A 13636-nucleotide genomic window follows, 5' to 3' on the forward strand; every position below is an offset into this window, starting at 1 on the left:
TTCGTGCGAGGTCGTTGTCATGAGCGGACGGGCGGCATATGCCGCCAGTTGAGCGTGTGTCTGGTCAGAATCCCGGGATCAGCGCCACCAGGAGGTCGATGATCTTGATGCCGATGAACGGGGCGATGATGCCGCCGATGCCGTACACGAGCAGGTTGCGGCCGAGCAGGCTGCCCGCCGACGACGGCCGGTAGCGCACTCCGCGCAGGGCGAGCGGGATCAGGATCACGATGATGATCGCGTTGAAGATCACGGCGGACAGGATCGCGGAAGACGGCGAGTGCAGCTGCATGATGTTGAGCGCCTGCAACCCGGGGAACACGCCGACGAACATGGCGGGGATGATCGCGAAGTACTTCGCGACGTCGTTGGCGATCGAGAACGTGGTGAGGGCCCCGCGGGTGATGAGCAGCTGCTTGCCGATCGAGACGATGTCGATGAGCTTCGTGGGATCCGAGTCGAGGTCGACCATGTTGCCGGCCTCCTTCGCGGCCGATGTTCCCGTGTTCATCGCCACGCCGACATCCGCCTGAGCCAGCGCCGGCGCGTCGTTCGTGCCGTCACCGGTCATCGCGACGAGCTTGCCGCCCTCCTGCTCGCGTCTGATCAACGCGAGCTTGTCCTCGGGCGTCGCCTCGGCGAGGAAGTCGTCCACGCCTGCCTCCTCGGCGATGGCCTTCGCGGTGAGCGGGTTGTCCCCGGTGACCATGACCGTGCGGATGCCCATGCGCCGCATGTCGGCGAACCGCTCGACGAGGCCGGTCTTCACGACGTCTTTCAGGTGGATGACGCCCAGGATGCGCGTGGCACCGTCCACGCCGCGCGTTGCCACGGCGAGCGGGGTGCCGCCGGACTGGGAGATCCGTTCAACGACCTGGTCGAGCTCCGCCACGACGGCCGGTGGGACCGGATCCGTGGCAGAGGTATCCTGCTGCGCCCAGGCCAGCACCGCGCTGGCTGCACCCTTGCGGATCTGGGATCCATCGCTCAGGTCGACGCCGCTCATGCGCGTCTGCGCCGTGAACGGCACGACGTCTCCCGGAACGGATGCCGGTGGGATCCGTCCGAGGTCCTTCGCCAGCGTGATCACGGACGACCCCTCAGGCGTCGGGTCGCTGAGGGATGCCATGGCCGCGGCATCCACCAGTTCGTTCAGTTCGGTGCCGTTCACCGGCAGGAACTCGCTGGCCTGACGATTGCCGTAGGTGATCGTGCCCGTCTTGTCGAGCAGGAGCGTGTTGACGTCGCCCGCCGCCTCGACGGCACGGCCGGACATGGCGAGCACGTTGCGCTGCACGAGGCGGTCCATGCCGGCGATGCCGATGGCCGACAGCAAGGCGCCGATCGTCGTGGGAATGAGGCAGACCAGCAGCGCGACGAGCACGGTGATGGTGGGTGCGGCATCCGCGAATCCGGCCACCGGCCCCAGTGCGAGGATGACGACCACGAAGATGATCGTCAGGCCGGCCAGCAGGATGTTCAGCGCGATCTCGTTCGGTGTCTTCTGCCTGGCTGCGCCCTCCACGAGACGGATCATGCGGTCGACGAACGTCTCGCCCGGCTTCGAGGTGATGCGCACCACGATGCGGTCGGAGAGCACCCGGGTGCCGCCGGTGACGGCGCTTCGATCGCCGCCGGATTCCCGCACGACGGGCGCGGACTCGCCTGTGATGGCCGACTCGTCGACGGAGGCGATGCCCCACACGATGTCGCCGTCGCCCGGGATGAGCTCTCTCGCGCCGACCACCACCACGTCGCCGAGCTTCAGGTCCGCGGATGCCACCTGCGTGACGGCCGCGTGCACCGCACCGGGATCCTCATCGGCGTAGTCCACGACACGGTTGGCCGTGGTGGTCGTGCGGGTCTTTCGCAGGCTCGCCGCCTGCGCCTTGCCGCGTCCCTCGGCGACGGCCTCCGCGAGCGTCGCGAACACGACCGTCAGCCACAGCCACACGGCGATCCACCAGGTGAACGCGACGGACGTGGTCGTGCCGCCCGACACCTGAGCGCCGAGGAACGGCTGCACGATCGCGAGGAGGGTGGTGAGGGCGGCGCCCACCTCCACGATGAACATCACGGGGTTGCGCCACATCTCGCGGGGGTTCAGCTTGCGGAGGGCATCCGGGAGGCTCGTCCACAACTGCCGGGGGCTGAATGCGCCCTTCGGTGCCTTCTCGCCCCGCCTGGGCGTCCTGCCCTCGGGGTCGGCGGCCTTGAGAGAAACGGTGGTCATGGTCAGTGCAGTCCTTCTGCGAGGGGTCCGAGCGCCACGACGGGGAAGTACGTGAGCGCGGTGATGATGAGGATGGTTCCGATCAGCAGCCCGACGAACATCGGTCGATGCGTGGGGAGCGTTCCGGTGGTGACCGGCAGCTTCTCCTGCGCCGCGAGCGATCCGGCGAGCGCGAGCACGAACACGATCGGCACGAAGCGGGCGAGGAACATGACCGAGCCGAGCGCCGCGTTCATCCATGGCGTGTTCGCGGAGATGCCGCCGAAGGCGGATCCGTTGTTGTTGCCGGCCGAGGTGAAGGCGTAGAGGATCTCGGAGAACCCGTGCTGCCCAGGGTTGAAGATGGTCGTCTTCTCCACCGACTGCACGACGCCTGGGACGGCGAAGCTGAGCGCGGTTCCCGCCAGGATGAGCGTCGGCGTGGTGAGGAAGTAGAGGCTGGCGAGCTTGATCTCCCTGGCACCGACGCGCTTCCGCAGATATTCGGGGGTGCGCCCCACCATGAGTCCGGCGAGGAACACTGCCACGATCGCCATCACGAGGATCCCGTAGAGGCCGGCCCCGATGCCTCCGGGCGCCACCTCGCCGGTCATCATGTTGAGCATCGTCATCATGCCGCCGAGCGGGGTGAGGCTGTCGTGTGCGGCATCCACCGCTCCTGTCGAGGTGAGCGTGCTCGTTGTGCCGAACAGTGTGGTGCCGAGGATGCCGAACCTCTGCTCCTTGCCCTCCATCGCGCCGCCGGCGGCGGCCGTCGCGGTTCCGCCGGTCGAGGTCTCGAACCAGGTGAACAGCGAGACCGAGACGACGAAAATGATCGCCATCGCCGACAGCACCGCGTACCCCTGGCGGCGGTCGCCGACGATGCGGCCGAGCGTGCGTGGAAGGCTGAACGGCACAAGCAGCATGAGGAACACTTCGACGACGTTGGTCCACACCGTCGGGTTCTCGAACGGGTGGGCCGAGTTCGCGTTGAAGAATCCGCCGCCGTTGTTGCCGAGCAGCTTGATGGTCTCCTGCGATGCGGCCGGCCCACCGGGGATGCTCTGGGTTGCGCCCGCGAGCGTGTGCACTGTGTTCACGGCGTTGAGGTTCTCGATCACGCCTCCAGCCATCAGCACGATGGTGAAGATGACCGAGATGGGCAGCAGGATGCGCAGGATCCCCCGGATCAGGTCCACCCAGAAATTGCCGATGGTGCCGGAGCGATGCGCGGCGAATCCGCGCACGAGCGCGATCGCGACGGCCAGTCCGACGGCGGCGGACACGAAGTTCTGCACCGTGAGCGCCGCCATCTGCACGGTGTAGCCGACCGTCGCCTCCGGAGAGTAGGACTGCCAGTTGGTGTTGGTGACGAACGAGATGGCCGTGTTGAAGGACAACCCCTCAGGCACGGCGGGCAGTCCGAGCGAATACGGCAGCCAAGCCTGGAGCCGCTGGATGAGGTAGACGAGCAGCACGCCCACGATCGAGAACGCCAGGACGCTGCGCAGGTAGACCTGCCAGCTCTGCTCCGAGGAAGAGTCGACGCCGATCAGGCGGTAGATGCCCCGCTCCACTCTGAGGTCTTTGCGGGAGGTGAAGGTGTGCGCCATGTAGTCGCCGAGCGGCCGGTAGCAGATCGCCAGCATGAGGGCGACGGTCGCGAGCTGCGCGACGAAGAGCCAGAAAGCAGTCATCGGGCTAGAACTTCTCCGGCTTCACGAGCGCGTACACGAGGTATACGAGGGATGCCGCGGCCAGCACCGCAGACAGCACGACGAAGAAGATCACAGCTTCTCCACCGCCCTTGAAACCAGGGCGACGACGACGCCGAGGGCGACGACGCCGAGTATGCAGAGGACGTCCAACACGTGATGGTGCTCCGTTCCGAGTTCACGCGCCGCTGCCGCGGTCGCGGGCCGCGATCCACGGCCAAGGCACCATCGAAGTCGTCTGCCGCAGGCCCATACGGTCCGCTAACGGAATCCATACGCGGCGCCGGCGGACACTAACGGATTCCGCACGAAGGGGCGGCTCGTGTCGCTGCCTCGCCTCTCGGTCCGGCGGGTTGCAGCTAACGTGTCGTCGCGTGTGGTGGTCGGACGACAAGTGGTCGGAACTGCTGGATCCAGCGAGCTGCGGAATGTGCGGTGACGCGGGCTTGGAGGAGAACAAGCACAGCTTGCTCGTCGCAGAGACGTACACGAGTCGGGTGCGTTTGTCGCGCAACCAAGCGCATCCGGGCTACTGCGTCGTGATTCTCCGCGAACGCGTCACCAACATGACTGATCTCGACGAGGTGCGACTCGGCCGGTTCTGGGGCGACGTTCAGCGCACCGGCCAGGCCATCGAATCGGTCGTCGCTCCTCGCAAGATCGACTACCTCGTGACGGGTCCACCAGATGCCCTATCTGCACTGCAACCTCCTCCCGCAACACGCAGGCGATGACCCTCGGCGCAACGTGAACATCGCCGATGGACCCGTCACGCCCACTTCCGATGACCTTCGCGGCTACCTGCGGGAGCTCCGGCAGTCATGGCTACACGCGTAATTGCCACCTGCGAGCTGTGGTGGCTTGGCCTCGGTCAGCGCGCCTGACGGCAGATACCGGCTCACCGCCGGGCAACGAAGTTCAGATTCGGCGTCTTTCCTCGAATGCACCTGTGTCAATTGATATTGTCATACCCATGGGAGCACGGGAGATGGTGGACTCCTACCTCGACGAGCTACGCCGTGCAGGACGTCGAGAGAACACGATGCGCGGTTATCGGACCGACCTTGCGAGCCTTGTCGAGTGTGCATCTCTGACCGGCGGCGTCCTCGACGTCAAGGCCGTCGCCGCATACCTCGAGCGTCCTGACGGTGCTTCTGCGGCGACGCGGGCACGGCGACTGTCGGCGCTTCGCGGGCTGCTGCGCTGGTGCGGGCAACTCCGCCTCCTGGATGAGGCTCAGAAGGAACTACCTGTCAGAGTCTCGACCGCGCAGCGGAGCGAGAAAGGGCGCCAGGACGTCAGGCCCGCCGATGTCCATGCAGTGCTTGCCACGATTCCGCGTCACGCAGACCGGGATCAGTTGCTGTTCGGGCTGTTGGTTCGTCTCGGGCTTCGGCCGGGAGAAGCGCTGGCGCTGCGGATCGAGGACTTCGAGGAGACCAACCGAACGCTCCAAGTCCCGGGATGGGGCGGTGTGCGGCGACGCGTGCTGGTCGACGACCGGCAACTCGTGCTGCGCTTAATGAACCTCAAGCGCGCGACCGGAAGGGTGGCGGGCCCGATGTTCACGGCGCCGGGACAGGACACCCCCCTGCGCTATCAGTCCGCACTGGAAGGTTGGAACCGATATTGTGCGGCGGCCGGCGTCACCGTTCACCTCGCGGATCTGCGGCGGCTGCATGCGGAGGAGCTCCTCGCCGGCGGTGTCCCCGAGGCAGTGGTCCGGGATCGGCTGGGCCAACGCACGGGTCCACTTACCGGCGCAACCTGGCACCCTTCACCCGAAGAGAGCGACGGGGCGATCCGGGCATGGCGTGCACGGGCGACTGGGAGTGAGCCTCTCGGCGAGTCCCACTCTCATCGTGGGAGACGAGCCGGGTGATCGTCCGCCAGGCCCGCCTAGGCCGCCCGTTCGCAGTATTCCTGTCCGCGGAGACGATCAGCGCGGCTGGCACGATGGTCACTGTTGTTGCTCTCCCGTTGGTCGCCATCGACCAGCTGCATGCCAGCACGTTCACGATCGGTCTGCTCGAAGCCGCTCAATGGATACCGTCGATGCTGCTCGGGCTGCTGCTGGGCGCCCTCGTCGACCGAAACCAGCGCCACTGCCGAACCCTGATGATCGGTGCCGACATCGGGCGGGCATGCACTCTCGGGATCGTCCCGCTCTCGGCTGTGCTCGGGCTGCTCACTCTTCCCGTGCTTCTGGTCGCGGCAGCCCTGACCGGGTTCTTCACCGCAGCCTTCCAAGCCGCATACGCCCCCTACCTGCGGCAGTTGGTGTCGCCGGGCGGATACACCGCCGGCAACGCGTACCTCCAATCCGGGCGCTCGGCTGCCAGGATCACAGGTCCTTCCATCGGCGGAGCGCTGGTCGCGCTCATCGGCGCGTCCGCGACCCTGGTGGCCGACTCGATCAGCTATCTCGTCTGCGCCGCAGCGCTGGCCACCATCACCGCACCCTTCCAGCCGCCAGTACCCGCCGCGCGCCGATCCATCCGGGCTGAAATCGCCGAAGGACTCCACGTCCTGCGCAACAGCCGCCTGCTGACAGCCATCACCGCCGGATCCGCGACAGCGAACCTGCTCATCACCGCTATCGGCGCACTCGAGATCGTCTTCCTCGTCCGCACCATCGGCATCCCATCCGGCCTCGTCGGAACCGTGCTGACGATCAGCGGCGTCGGCGGACTCGGCGGAGCCCTGCTGAGTCGCCGTCTCAACGACCGATACGGCCTCAGCCGCATCGCCACCTACGCGTTCCTCATCACCGCACCCGCTGCCTTGCTCCTGCCCGCCGCCCAAGCCGGGATCCTGGTCGCCCTCCTCGCCATCGGGGTGGGCGGAATCAGTTTCGGAATCTCACTCGGCAGCGTCGCCCTCACGACACTCGGCCTGCAACACACCCCGCAACCAGTACAGGGACGCGTCCGCGCCGTCTCACAAGTACTCAACGCCGCCACCATCCCCCTCGGCGCCCTCCTCGGAGGCATCGCGGGCCAATACCTCGGAACCCGCATCGCACTACTCGCACTCGCCATCGGATACATAGGGTTTAGCATCGCGTTCGCCCGCAGCCCTCTGCGGGCGGCGTCGAATCAACGACAGCTCGACTACTAAGCCACGAGCGCGATCCGGAAACAAGGGCGGGCACGAAAACCTGTCGGTCAGCGAATAGCTGGTTTGCCGGCGACGTGAACAGGGTCTGCGAGGATTCGCATCAGGTCGAGTCGCCAGTGGCCCGCGGGCGAAGGTCTCGTCGCTCCTCGTTTGCAGCGTCTCGGGCAAAGTCCCCAATCCCGGACAGACCAATGCGGACGCTGTCCCCAGCTTCGACCCACTGATCCGCCTACGTCAAACGGCAGCAAGTCCGAGTCTGAGCCGGATGTCTGCGGAGGGGTTCTTCTCTGAGGCAATCTGCCGAGTGCCGGTCGACACGGCACTGCGATTTCAACTGGAGTGTCTACACAGCGCTTCGCCGGCACCTGTCTACGGAGCAAAGAACGCCACTGACGTAGCTACTTGCCGGTACTCGCACCGAGTTGCGGCTTCGTCACATTCGCTGGAAGACCGGACCGGACCGGCAGTCGAGCGCGGGCGAAACTGTCGGTGGTGATGTGTACATTTATTCGTATGCGTGAATCTTCTGATGTCATCGAATACGTAGCTGTGTTCGATGAGTCTGCGTGCTCCGAAGACGATTGGGATCCCCCGACGGACGACGGCTTCTCGATCGTCGAGGACTGGGCAGAGCACGCTGCCGTCATGGCCGGGGCGTCGACCCCGACGGCGGTCTCGGCGGAGCGTGTCATGGACGCCGCGCTCTCGGATGTCGTCGCATCCCAGACGATGGCCAACCTGCTGGCCGCCCGGCAGCTGTTCGCGATCCGCGATGCGGTGCAACTCGCGAGGGAGAACCCGCACCTGTACGTCCGGCGGGCATCGGTGCGGAACGACAATCACGCAGGCTCGAGCGTGGATGCGCGGGACTTCGCCGAGCGGGCCGTTGCGTTCGACCTCGCGCATCGGCTTCACGTCTCGGAGACCGCCGTTCGTGCGTGGGCGCACCAGGGTGACGTCCTCGCGTCGTCGCTGCCGTTGCTCTGCAACCGTTTTCTCGCGGGCGCGATCAGCGCTCAGCACGTCCGGGAAGCGGTCGACGCGTCCGTCGGCCTTCCCGACAACGCGGCTGTGGTGGAATTCGATCGGAAGCTCTCCGAGATCGCGGAGCGGATGCGCGCGGGCGAGTTCTCCCGTCGCGCTCGCCTCCTACGCGAGCGGCTCTGTGCAGACACGTTGCAGGCCAGACACGACGAGGCCCGGAAGCAACGGCGAGTCGGCGCTGAAGCCGATCAGGACGGCATGGCGTGGCTGAACATCTACCTCCCCGTCATCGACGCCGCACGCATCGAGGCCCGGCTCGCGAGCCCTGCACGACGCATGAAGACGTGTGCGGAGGAGTCGCGAACGCTCGACCAGCTCCAGGCCGACGTCGCCGTCGCCTGACTGGCAGGAGACGGCACCCCATCGGCCGCGACAGTGCAGCCGGTGCTGCTGATCGACAACTCCGGCCGCTACGCCGAACTCCTCGGATACGGACCGGTACCCACCCGGAATGCGGCACGCGAATTGTGCAACGCCCCGGCCTTCCGCAGGGTGATCGCCGATCCTGTACGGCCCGCGCGGCTCGTGCTCGACACGTCGCGATACCGGCCGAGCCAAGACCAGAGGCTGTGGTTGCGCGTGCGATACGGACTCGACGACGACGCAGCGCCGTATGTGTCACCGGGTGCCGATATCGACCATGTCATCGAGTGGCAGCATGGCGGCGCCACCGACGTGGCGAATCTCGTCCCGCTGAAGCCGCGGCTGCACCGGCTGAAGAGTGTCACCGGCATCCAGCTCGAGCCCCGACCAGACGGGGGCATTCGGGTGCGCACGCCAACCGGTTACGATTCGGACCCGCCACCGTTCTGACGCGTTTCGGCCACGCCTTGTCACACTGCAAACCGCCCTTCGACACCTGCGGAACCTCGCAAGCGTGCGGTGTGAACCAACCGCGTTCATCGACGAGTGGATCGCGCCGTCCATGGGAGATCCCGTGCAGACATGCGGGCACGCCTGGCCGATCCCGGCCTGCCCGAGCGGTGCTTCGCAACGGTGTTCCTGGCCGCCGACACGAGGGTTTCGGCTCCGACAGCGTCAGCCCTCAAGGCATCAGACCCCCAAAGGCATCAGACCCAAAGGCATCAGACCTGAGGGTGCGGGAGTCGTGAACCGCCCGATCCGCTGAAGAAAGGCTCGAGGAGCGCCGCGATCTCCCGCGGCTGATCGACCGGAGCCTGATGTCCCCGCTTCGGCAGCGTGATCGGGCGGGACGATCCGAGAACCACCTCCAGCGCATCCATCGAGCGGTGCAGGAATCCGGGACTCCGCGAGCCCTCCAGGAGCAGTGCGTCGGCAGTGATGCTCCGATAGCGATCGAGTCGGTCGGCCGTCTCGCCGATGATCTCGAAATCCTGATGCCAGGTGGGCACGAGATCGCGGATCGGCACCTCGTCGGGGCGCGTGCGCTCGGTCTTCAGGAGCACGTTCATGACGGGCGCGGCGAGGTGCGGCATCCGACTCAGCACGGGATCGATGCCGAGCCCTCGCATCCCCGTGATGAGCGCCGACGCCGGCTTGCCAGCCGCCAGCTCGCGTTCGTAGCGGTCGAGCCATCCGGTCGGGGTGGATCCGCGCACGCTCAACGGTGGCTCGTACAGCGCGAGCCGGCGGACCGCCGGCGCGTCGAGCGCCGCTTCCAAACACACGATCGCGCCCGAGCTCAGCCCGAAGAGATCGGCGGCGCCGCTTGCGCGAAGAAGCGCCAGGATGTCGTCCGCCTCCTGCTCGACGAAGCGTCGCCCATCCTCGCGATACGGTCCGCTCATCCCCCGGCCGCGTCGATCGGGCACGAACACCTCGAACAATGCAGCCAGCTCGGATGCCAACTCGACGAGATGCTGCGAGGCCAACAGGCCGCCATGGACGAGCACCACGGCCGGGCCTGAGCCGGCTCGACGGAATCCGATCGGGGTGCCATCCGCGGATCGGACATGGTGTGTCGTGAACTTCGTCATGCACGGATCCTGCGCCCCGCCGCTTGCAGCATGCATGCACACGGCTTGCAGCGCGCTGTCGCGACCCCGGCATCCGCGGTCGCTGTCGCTGTCGCTGCCGCTGCCGCTGCCGCGGGCAGCATCGGGAATGCCGCAAAGGAGTGGGGATCGCCCCACCCGGGTGTGGGGTCAGCCCCGTGCCGCAGAGGATGCGCCCTTCGTAGCGTGAAATCACTCGAGAAGGGAGCCGTCATGCAGACGGAAGAGAAGACAATGGGGCGGCCGGAGAACGGTGCATCCACGGCGGGTACGGCGTACAAGTGCGTCTGGATCTTCGGGGTGTGGAATGCGGTGCTGCTGGTCGTCCTGGTGGCATCAGCCGCCACCGGCGGAGCGCCGAGCACGTTCATGTGGGTGCGGGCGGGCATCCTGCTCGCTGTGGCCCCACTGCTCGTGAAGCTGGCGAGGAATGCGGAGGGCGGCCGGCACGCAGCGCGTCGTCGGCTCCGGACGGTGTCGGTGATCCTGCCGATCGCGGTCGTGGTGATCGACTTCATCCCCGGCGTCGCCCCAGTCTGGTACTCGGTGCTGCAGGGCACGGGCGCCCTCCTGCTCGTCCCGGTCGCTGTCCTCATGACTCGGGCGGCGCGAGGGGACGGCGATACGTGACGGGCGATGGCCCTTGGCCGATGGAACAATGTCGGTGGCCGAATCCGCATCGCGATGGCAGGAGCACCGGGAATGAGAGAACGGATCTCCGACGCTGCGACGGCGGTGGTCTCCGGACTGGTCCGATCCACCGTCTTCGCTGCGTGCGCCGCGATCGTACCGGCCCTTGTCGCCGTGCTCCCGGTCCTCGCCGCATTCCGGTTCCTCGGCTCGCCGTGGTCCTGGTCGAATCCGTGGTCGTGGGCTGCACTGACGATCATCACTGCCGCGATCACGCTCGCACTGTGCCATCCGGTCGCCGCGCTCTTCCGCAGGCTCATAGCTCGGTGGACCGGTGCCCGGATCGCGGACGGGTACGCCGCGCGGCCCGAGCCCGTTCGCCTGTCCACCGGCTACTGGTGGAACGGCTCGTCGTACGAGCGATCCCTCGACGACGCCCGGACGGGTCAGCGGATGCGCCGCGCCCTCGAGCCCGCATACTGGCGCGCGGCGCGCTGGAGCGTCGTGGCCGCGGTCGTGGTCCTTCCCGTGTGCGGCGCCCCGGTCGTCGCGCTGGTGGCCGCGATCGTCCTCATCATTCGTGCGTCGGCGCTCTCCGTGACGATCGGGCTCGTGCTGGTCGTCGTCTCCGCATGCATTGCGCCGTCTACCTGGCGCGTCGTCCGACCGCTCGCCCAGCGGCTGCTCACGCCGCCGCAGCGGGATACGGCGTCCGCACGGGATCTGCGAGAGCAGCGAGCGGATCTGACGGCGGCCCACGACGCCGAGATCCGCCGCATCGAACGGGATCTGCACGACGGCGCGCAGTCGAGGCTCGTCGCCGTCGGACTGGATATCGCCGCCGCCGAACGGCTCGTCGATGCGGATCCCGATCGGGCCAGGGAGCTTCTCCGCTCGGCGCGCACCGGAACTGCCGACTCGTTGAACAGCCTGCGCGAGCTCGTGCGAGGCGTGTATCCGCCCGTCCTCGTCGAACGGGGACTCGTGCCAGCCCTCCGGGCGCTGGCGTTGGACGGTCCGGTCCCTGTGGAGATCGAAGGTCCCGATGCGCTTCGGATTCCGTCACCTCTGGCCGCGGCGCTCTATTTCAGCGTCTCCGAGCTGCTCGCGAACGTGGTCAAGCACGCCACTGCCACGCGAGCGGACGTTGTCGTGAGACCGGATTCCGGCCGGATCGTTGTCGTGGTCCGGGATGACGGTGACGGTGGCGCCCGGGTGCTTCCCGGTGGTGGGCTCGACGGTGTGCGTCGTCGTCTCGCCGCCTTCGATGCGACACTCGAGGTCATCAGTCCGTCGGGAGGCCCGACGACGATGACCGTGAGGATGCCGTGCGAATAGTCGTCGCCGAAGACCAGTACCTGCTGCGCGAGGGCCTCGTCCGCCTGCTCGAGGCGTTCGGGCATGACGTCGTCTCGACGGCGGCAACAGGCCCTGAAACGCTGGACGCCTTGCTCGAGCACCGCCCGGATGTCGCGGTCGTCGATGTGCGGATGCCCCCCGACAATACGGACGACGGCCTGCGTGCCGCCCTCGCCGCGCGCAGGCGGCTGCCGGGGCTTCCGGTGCTGGTGCTGTCCCAGCACGTCGAACAGCTCTACGCCCGGGAGCTCCTCGCCGACGGCTCGGGCGGAGTCGGATACCTCCTCAAGGACCGGGTCTTCGATTCCGATCAGTTCATCGACGGCCTCGAGCGCGTGGCCGCCGGCGGAACCGCGCTGGATCCGACCGTCGTCTCGAAGCTGCTCACCCGCCCCGATACGGACTCCCGGCTCGCGGCACTCACCGAACGCGAGCACTCACTCCTCGCGCTCATGGCGGAGGGGCTCTCCAACCAGGCCATCGCGGCTACCCTCCACCTCAGCGATGGCGCGGTGAGCAAGTACACCACCACAACGTTCGACAAGCTCGGCCTCGCACCCGACGACAGCACGAACCGACGTGTTCTCGCGGTGCTCGCCTACCTCGACGAGACCAGGCCGTGAAACGCATCGCCTCGCGCTTGCGCCACGGCGCCCGCTATCCGGCGTCGTGTCCGAAGATCCAGTAGTTCTGAGCGTGATGCTGGTGCCGTCCGAGCGCCAGCGGTCCACGCGCGTATTCGCGGACCGCCTTCACCAGCTTCCGCTCCCCCGCCGCCCAGAGGTAGGTCTCCCGCGGCACGTCGATCGGCAGCGATTCCTGCAGGGCACGCACCACGCTCGCGCCCGTGGGGTCGGGGTTCGCCCACGAGACGGTGGTGCGGGCATCCGGGTTCAGCGGCAGGAGATGGTGGTCGCGGTGGTCGTCCATGATGACGACGTGCTTCGCCGCCTCCGTCGACGCCGACTGGATGAGCGTGCTGATCGCAGGGAGCGCCGTGGTGTCGCCGGCGAGCACGAGCAGTCGGGTTCCCTGGTCGATGACCAGCCGCTGCGGCGTGTGCGCGACCTCCGCGCGTGCGCCAGGGCGGGCATTCTTCGCCCAGGAGGCTGCGGGACCGGTCGGCTCGTGCAGCACGAAGTCGAGGCTGAACTCGCCTGCCTCGCGGTCGGGCTCGAGGATGGTGTACCCGCGCTGCACGACCTTCGTGCGGGCGAGCGAGGGAATCCAGAGCCGCAGCCAGATGGTGGGATGCACGTCCAGCTCATCGAGGAATCCCGGTGCGGACAGGCGGATGCGCCGGTACCACGGCGTGAGGTCCGTGACGCCGACCACCTCGACCGGATGGTTCTTCACGCCCATCGCCTTGAGCACGCCGCGCTGCCAGTTGGCCGCCATGGATCTCCTCTTCTCGAGCGCCGTCGGGAATCGGAGTGGCGCGGTGCGGTGGTGTCGTGCGGCATCCGCGATCCCGGCCGTCACGCGGACAGGATGGGGCGCGGAGGTCCGCGCACACGACATTATCGACTCTGGTTAGGTTAGGCAAACCTAAACACGAGATGCGATCGTCAGAAGGC

Annotated in this window: 13 protein-coding genes; 8 read left to right on the forward strand and 5 right to left on the reverse strand. The window is 67.3% G+C overall.

The features are described 5' to 3' along the window. Positions 1-64 precede the first annotated feature (64 nt). The 3 genes from kdpB to kdpF are packed head-to-tail and all read right to left on the reverse strand — an operon-like array spanning position 65 to position 4006. Entirely contained in the window at positions 65-2233 is a 2169-nt protein-coding gene (kdpB, locus tag ACX9R5_RS17860) for a potassium-transporting ATPase subunit KdpB (RefSeq protein ID WP_459410413.1), read from the reverse strand. 2 nt (positions 2234-2235) lie between these two features. Beyond that, complete coding sequence (kdpA, locus tag ACX9R5_RS17865) at positions 2236-3912, reverse strand: potassium-transporting ATPase subunit KdpA (protein ID WP_459410414.1); 1677 nt, start codon at positions 3910-3912, stop codon at positions 2236-2238. Positions 3913-3916: 4 nt separating this feature from the next. Continuing rightward, positions 3917-4006, reverse strand: a complete 90-nt coding sequence (gene kdpF / locus ACX9R5_RS17870; protein ID WP_459410415.1) for a K(+)-transporting ATPase subunit F — start codon at positions 4004-4006, stop codon at positions 3917-3919. Between the two features lie 490 nt (positions 4007-4496). Here kdpF and ACX9R5_RS17875 point away from each other — a divergent pair, with 490 nt between their 5' ends. The 5 genes from ACX9R5_RS17875 (at position 4497) to ACX9R5_RS17895 (ending at position 8907) form a co-directional block, all read left to right on the forward strand. After that, positions 4497-4664 carry a hypothetical protein gene (locus tag ACX9R5_RS17875; RefSeq protein ID WP_459410416.1) on the forward strand — a complete coding sequence of 56 codons (168 nt, stop codon included), beginning with the start codon at positions 4497-4499 and terminating at the stop codon, positions 4662-4664. A gap of 239 nt (positions 4665-4903) precedes the next feature. Further along, entirely contained in the window at positions 4904-5812 is a 909-nt protein-coding gene (locus tag ACX9R5_RS17880; RefSeq protein ID WP_459410417.1) for a tyrosine-type recombinase/integrase, read from the forward strand. Continuing rightward, a complete protein-coding gene (locus ACX9R5_RS17885; RefSeq protein ID WP_459410418.1) occupies positions 5809-7050 on the forward strand; it encodes an MFS transporter in 1242 nt (413 codons plus the stop codon). Before ACX9R5_RS17880 ends, ACX9R5_RS17885 begins: the two co-directional genes overlap by 4 nt. Positions 7051-7599: 549 nt before the next feature. Beyond that, positions 7600-8436 (forward strand): DUF222 domain-containing protein, encoded by an 837-nt coding sequence (locus ACX9R5_RS17890; RefSeq protein ID WP_459410419.1) that lies wholly within the window; start codon positions 7600-7602, stop codon positions 8434-8436. 42 nt (positions 8437-8478) lie between these two features. Then, a complete protein-coding gene (locus ACX9R5_RS17895) occupies positions 8479-8907 on the forward strand; it encodes an HNH endonuclease signature motif containing protein (RefSeq protein WP_459410420.1) in 429 nt (142 codons plus the stop codon). Positions 8908-9179: 272 nt separating this feature from the next. Here ACX9R5_RS17895 and ACX9R5_RS17900 read toward each other — a convergent pair whose 3' ends face one another. Continuing rightward, positions 9180-10052: an alpha/beta fold hydrolase gene (locus ACX9R5_RS17900; protein WP_459410421.1), complete on the reverse strand. Its 873-nt coding sequence runs from the start codon at positions 10050-10052 to the stop codon at positions 9180-9182. A 204-nt stretch (positions 10053-10256) separates the two neighbouring features. On the opposite strand from ACX9R5_RS17900, the gene ACX9R5_RS17905 reads away from it, so the two are divergent. The 3 genes from ACX9R5_RS17905 (at position 10257) to ACX9R5_RS17915 (ending at position 12682) form a co-directional block, all read left to right on the forward strand. Then, positions 10257-10700, forward strand: coding sequence for a hypothetical protein (locus ACX9R5_RS17905; protein WP_459410422.1), 444 nt, complete (start codon positions 10257-10259; stop codon positions 10698-10700). 72 nt (positions 10701-10772) lie between these two features. After that, complete coding sequence (locus tag ACX9R5_RS17910; protein ID WP_459410423.1) at positions 10773-12038, forward strand: sensor histidine kinase; 1266 nt, start codon at positions 10773-10775, stop codon at positions 12036-12038. Beyond that, positions 12029-12682 carry a response regulator transcription factor gene (locus tag ACX9R5_RS17915; RefSeq protein ID WP_459410424.1) on the forward strand — a complete coding sequence of 218 codons (654 nt, stop codon included), beginning with the start codon at positions 12029-12031 and terminating at the stop codon, positions 12680-12682. The genes ACX9R5_RS17910 and ACX9R5_RS17915 overlap by 10 nt, the downstream gene beginning before the upstream one ends. A 34-nt stretch (positions 12683-12716) precedes the next feature. On the opposite strand, the gene ACX9R5_RS17920 is transcribed toward ACX9R5_RS17915, so the two are convergent. Continuing rightward, the gene (locus ACX9R5_RS17920; protein WP_459410425.1) at positions 12717-13541 is read right to left on the reverse strand and encodes a siderophore-interacting protein; all 825 of its coding nucleotides are present in this window, start codon (positions 13539-13541) and stop codon (positions 12717-12719) included. Positions 13542-13636: the final 95 nt, after the last annotated feature.

It is taken from the genome of Rathayibacter sp. CAU 1779, from assembly GCF_054551755.1.

Excerpts from the sequence above, each read along its gene's own strand:
- kdpB (WP_459410413.1), bottom strand. The coding sequence starts at position 2,233 with ATGACCACCGTTTCTCTCAAGGCCGCCGACCCCGAGGGCAGGACGCCC.
- kdpA (WP_459410414.1), bottom strand. The coding sequence starts at position 3,912 with ATGACTGCTTTCTGGCTCTTCGTCGCGCAGCTCGCGACCGTCGCCCTC.
- ACX9R5_RS17875 (WP_459410416.1), top strand. The coding sequence starts at position 4,497 with ATGACTGATCTCGACGAGGTGCGACTCGGCCGGTTCTGGGGCGACGTT.
- ACX9R5_RS17880 (WP_459410417.1), top strand. The coding sequence starts at position 4,904 with ATGGGAGCACGGGAGATGGTGGACTCCTACCTCGACGAGCTACGCCGT.
- ACX9R5_RS17900 (WP_459410421.1), bottom strand. The coding sequence starts at position 10,052 with ATGACGAAGTTCACGACACACCATGTCCGATCCGCGGATGGCACCCCG.
- ACX9R5_RS17910 (WP_459410423.1), top strand. The coding sequence starts at position 10,773 with ATGAGAGAACGGATCTCCGACGCTGCGACGGCGGTGGTCTCCGGACTG.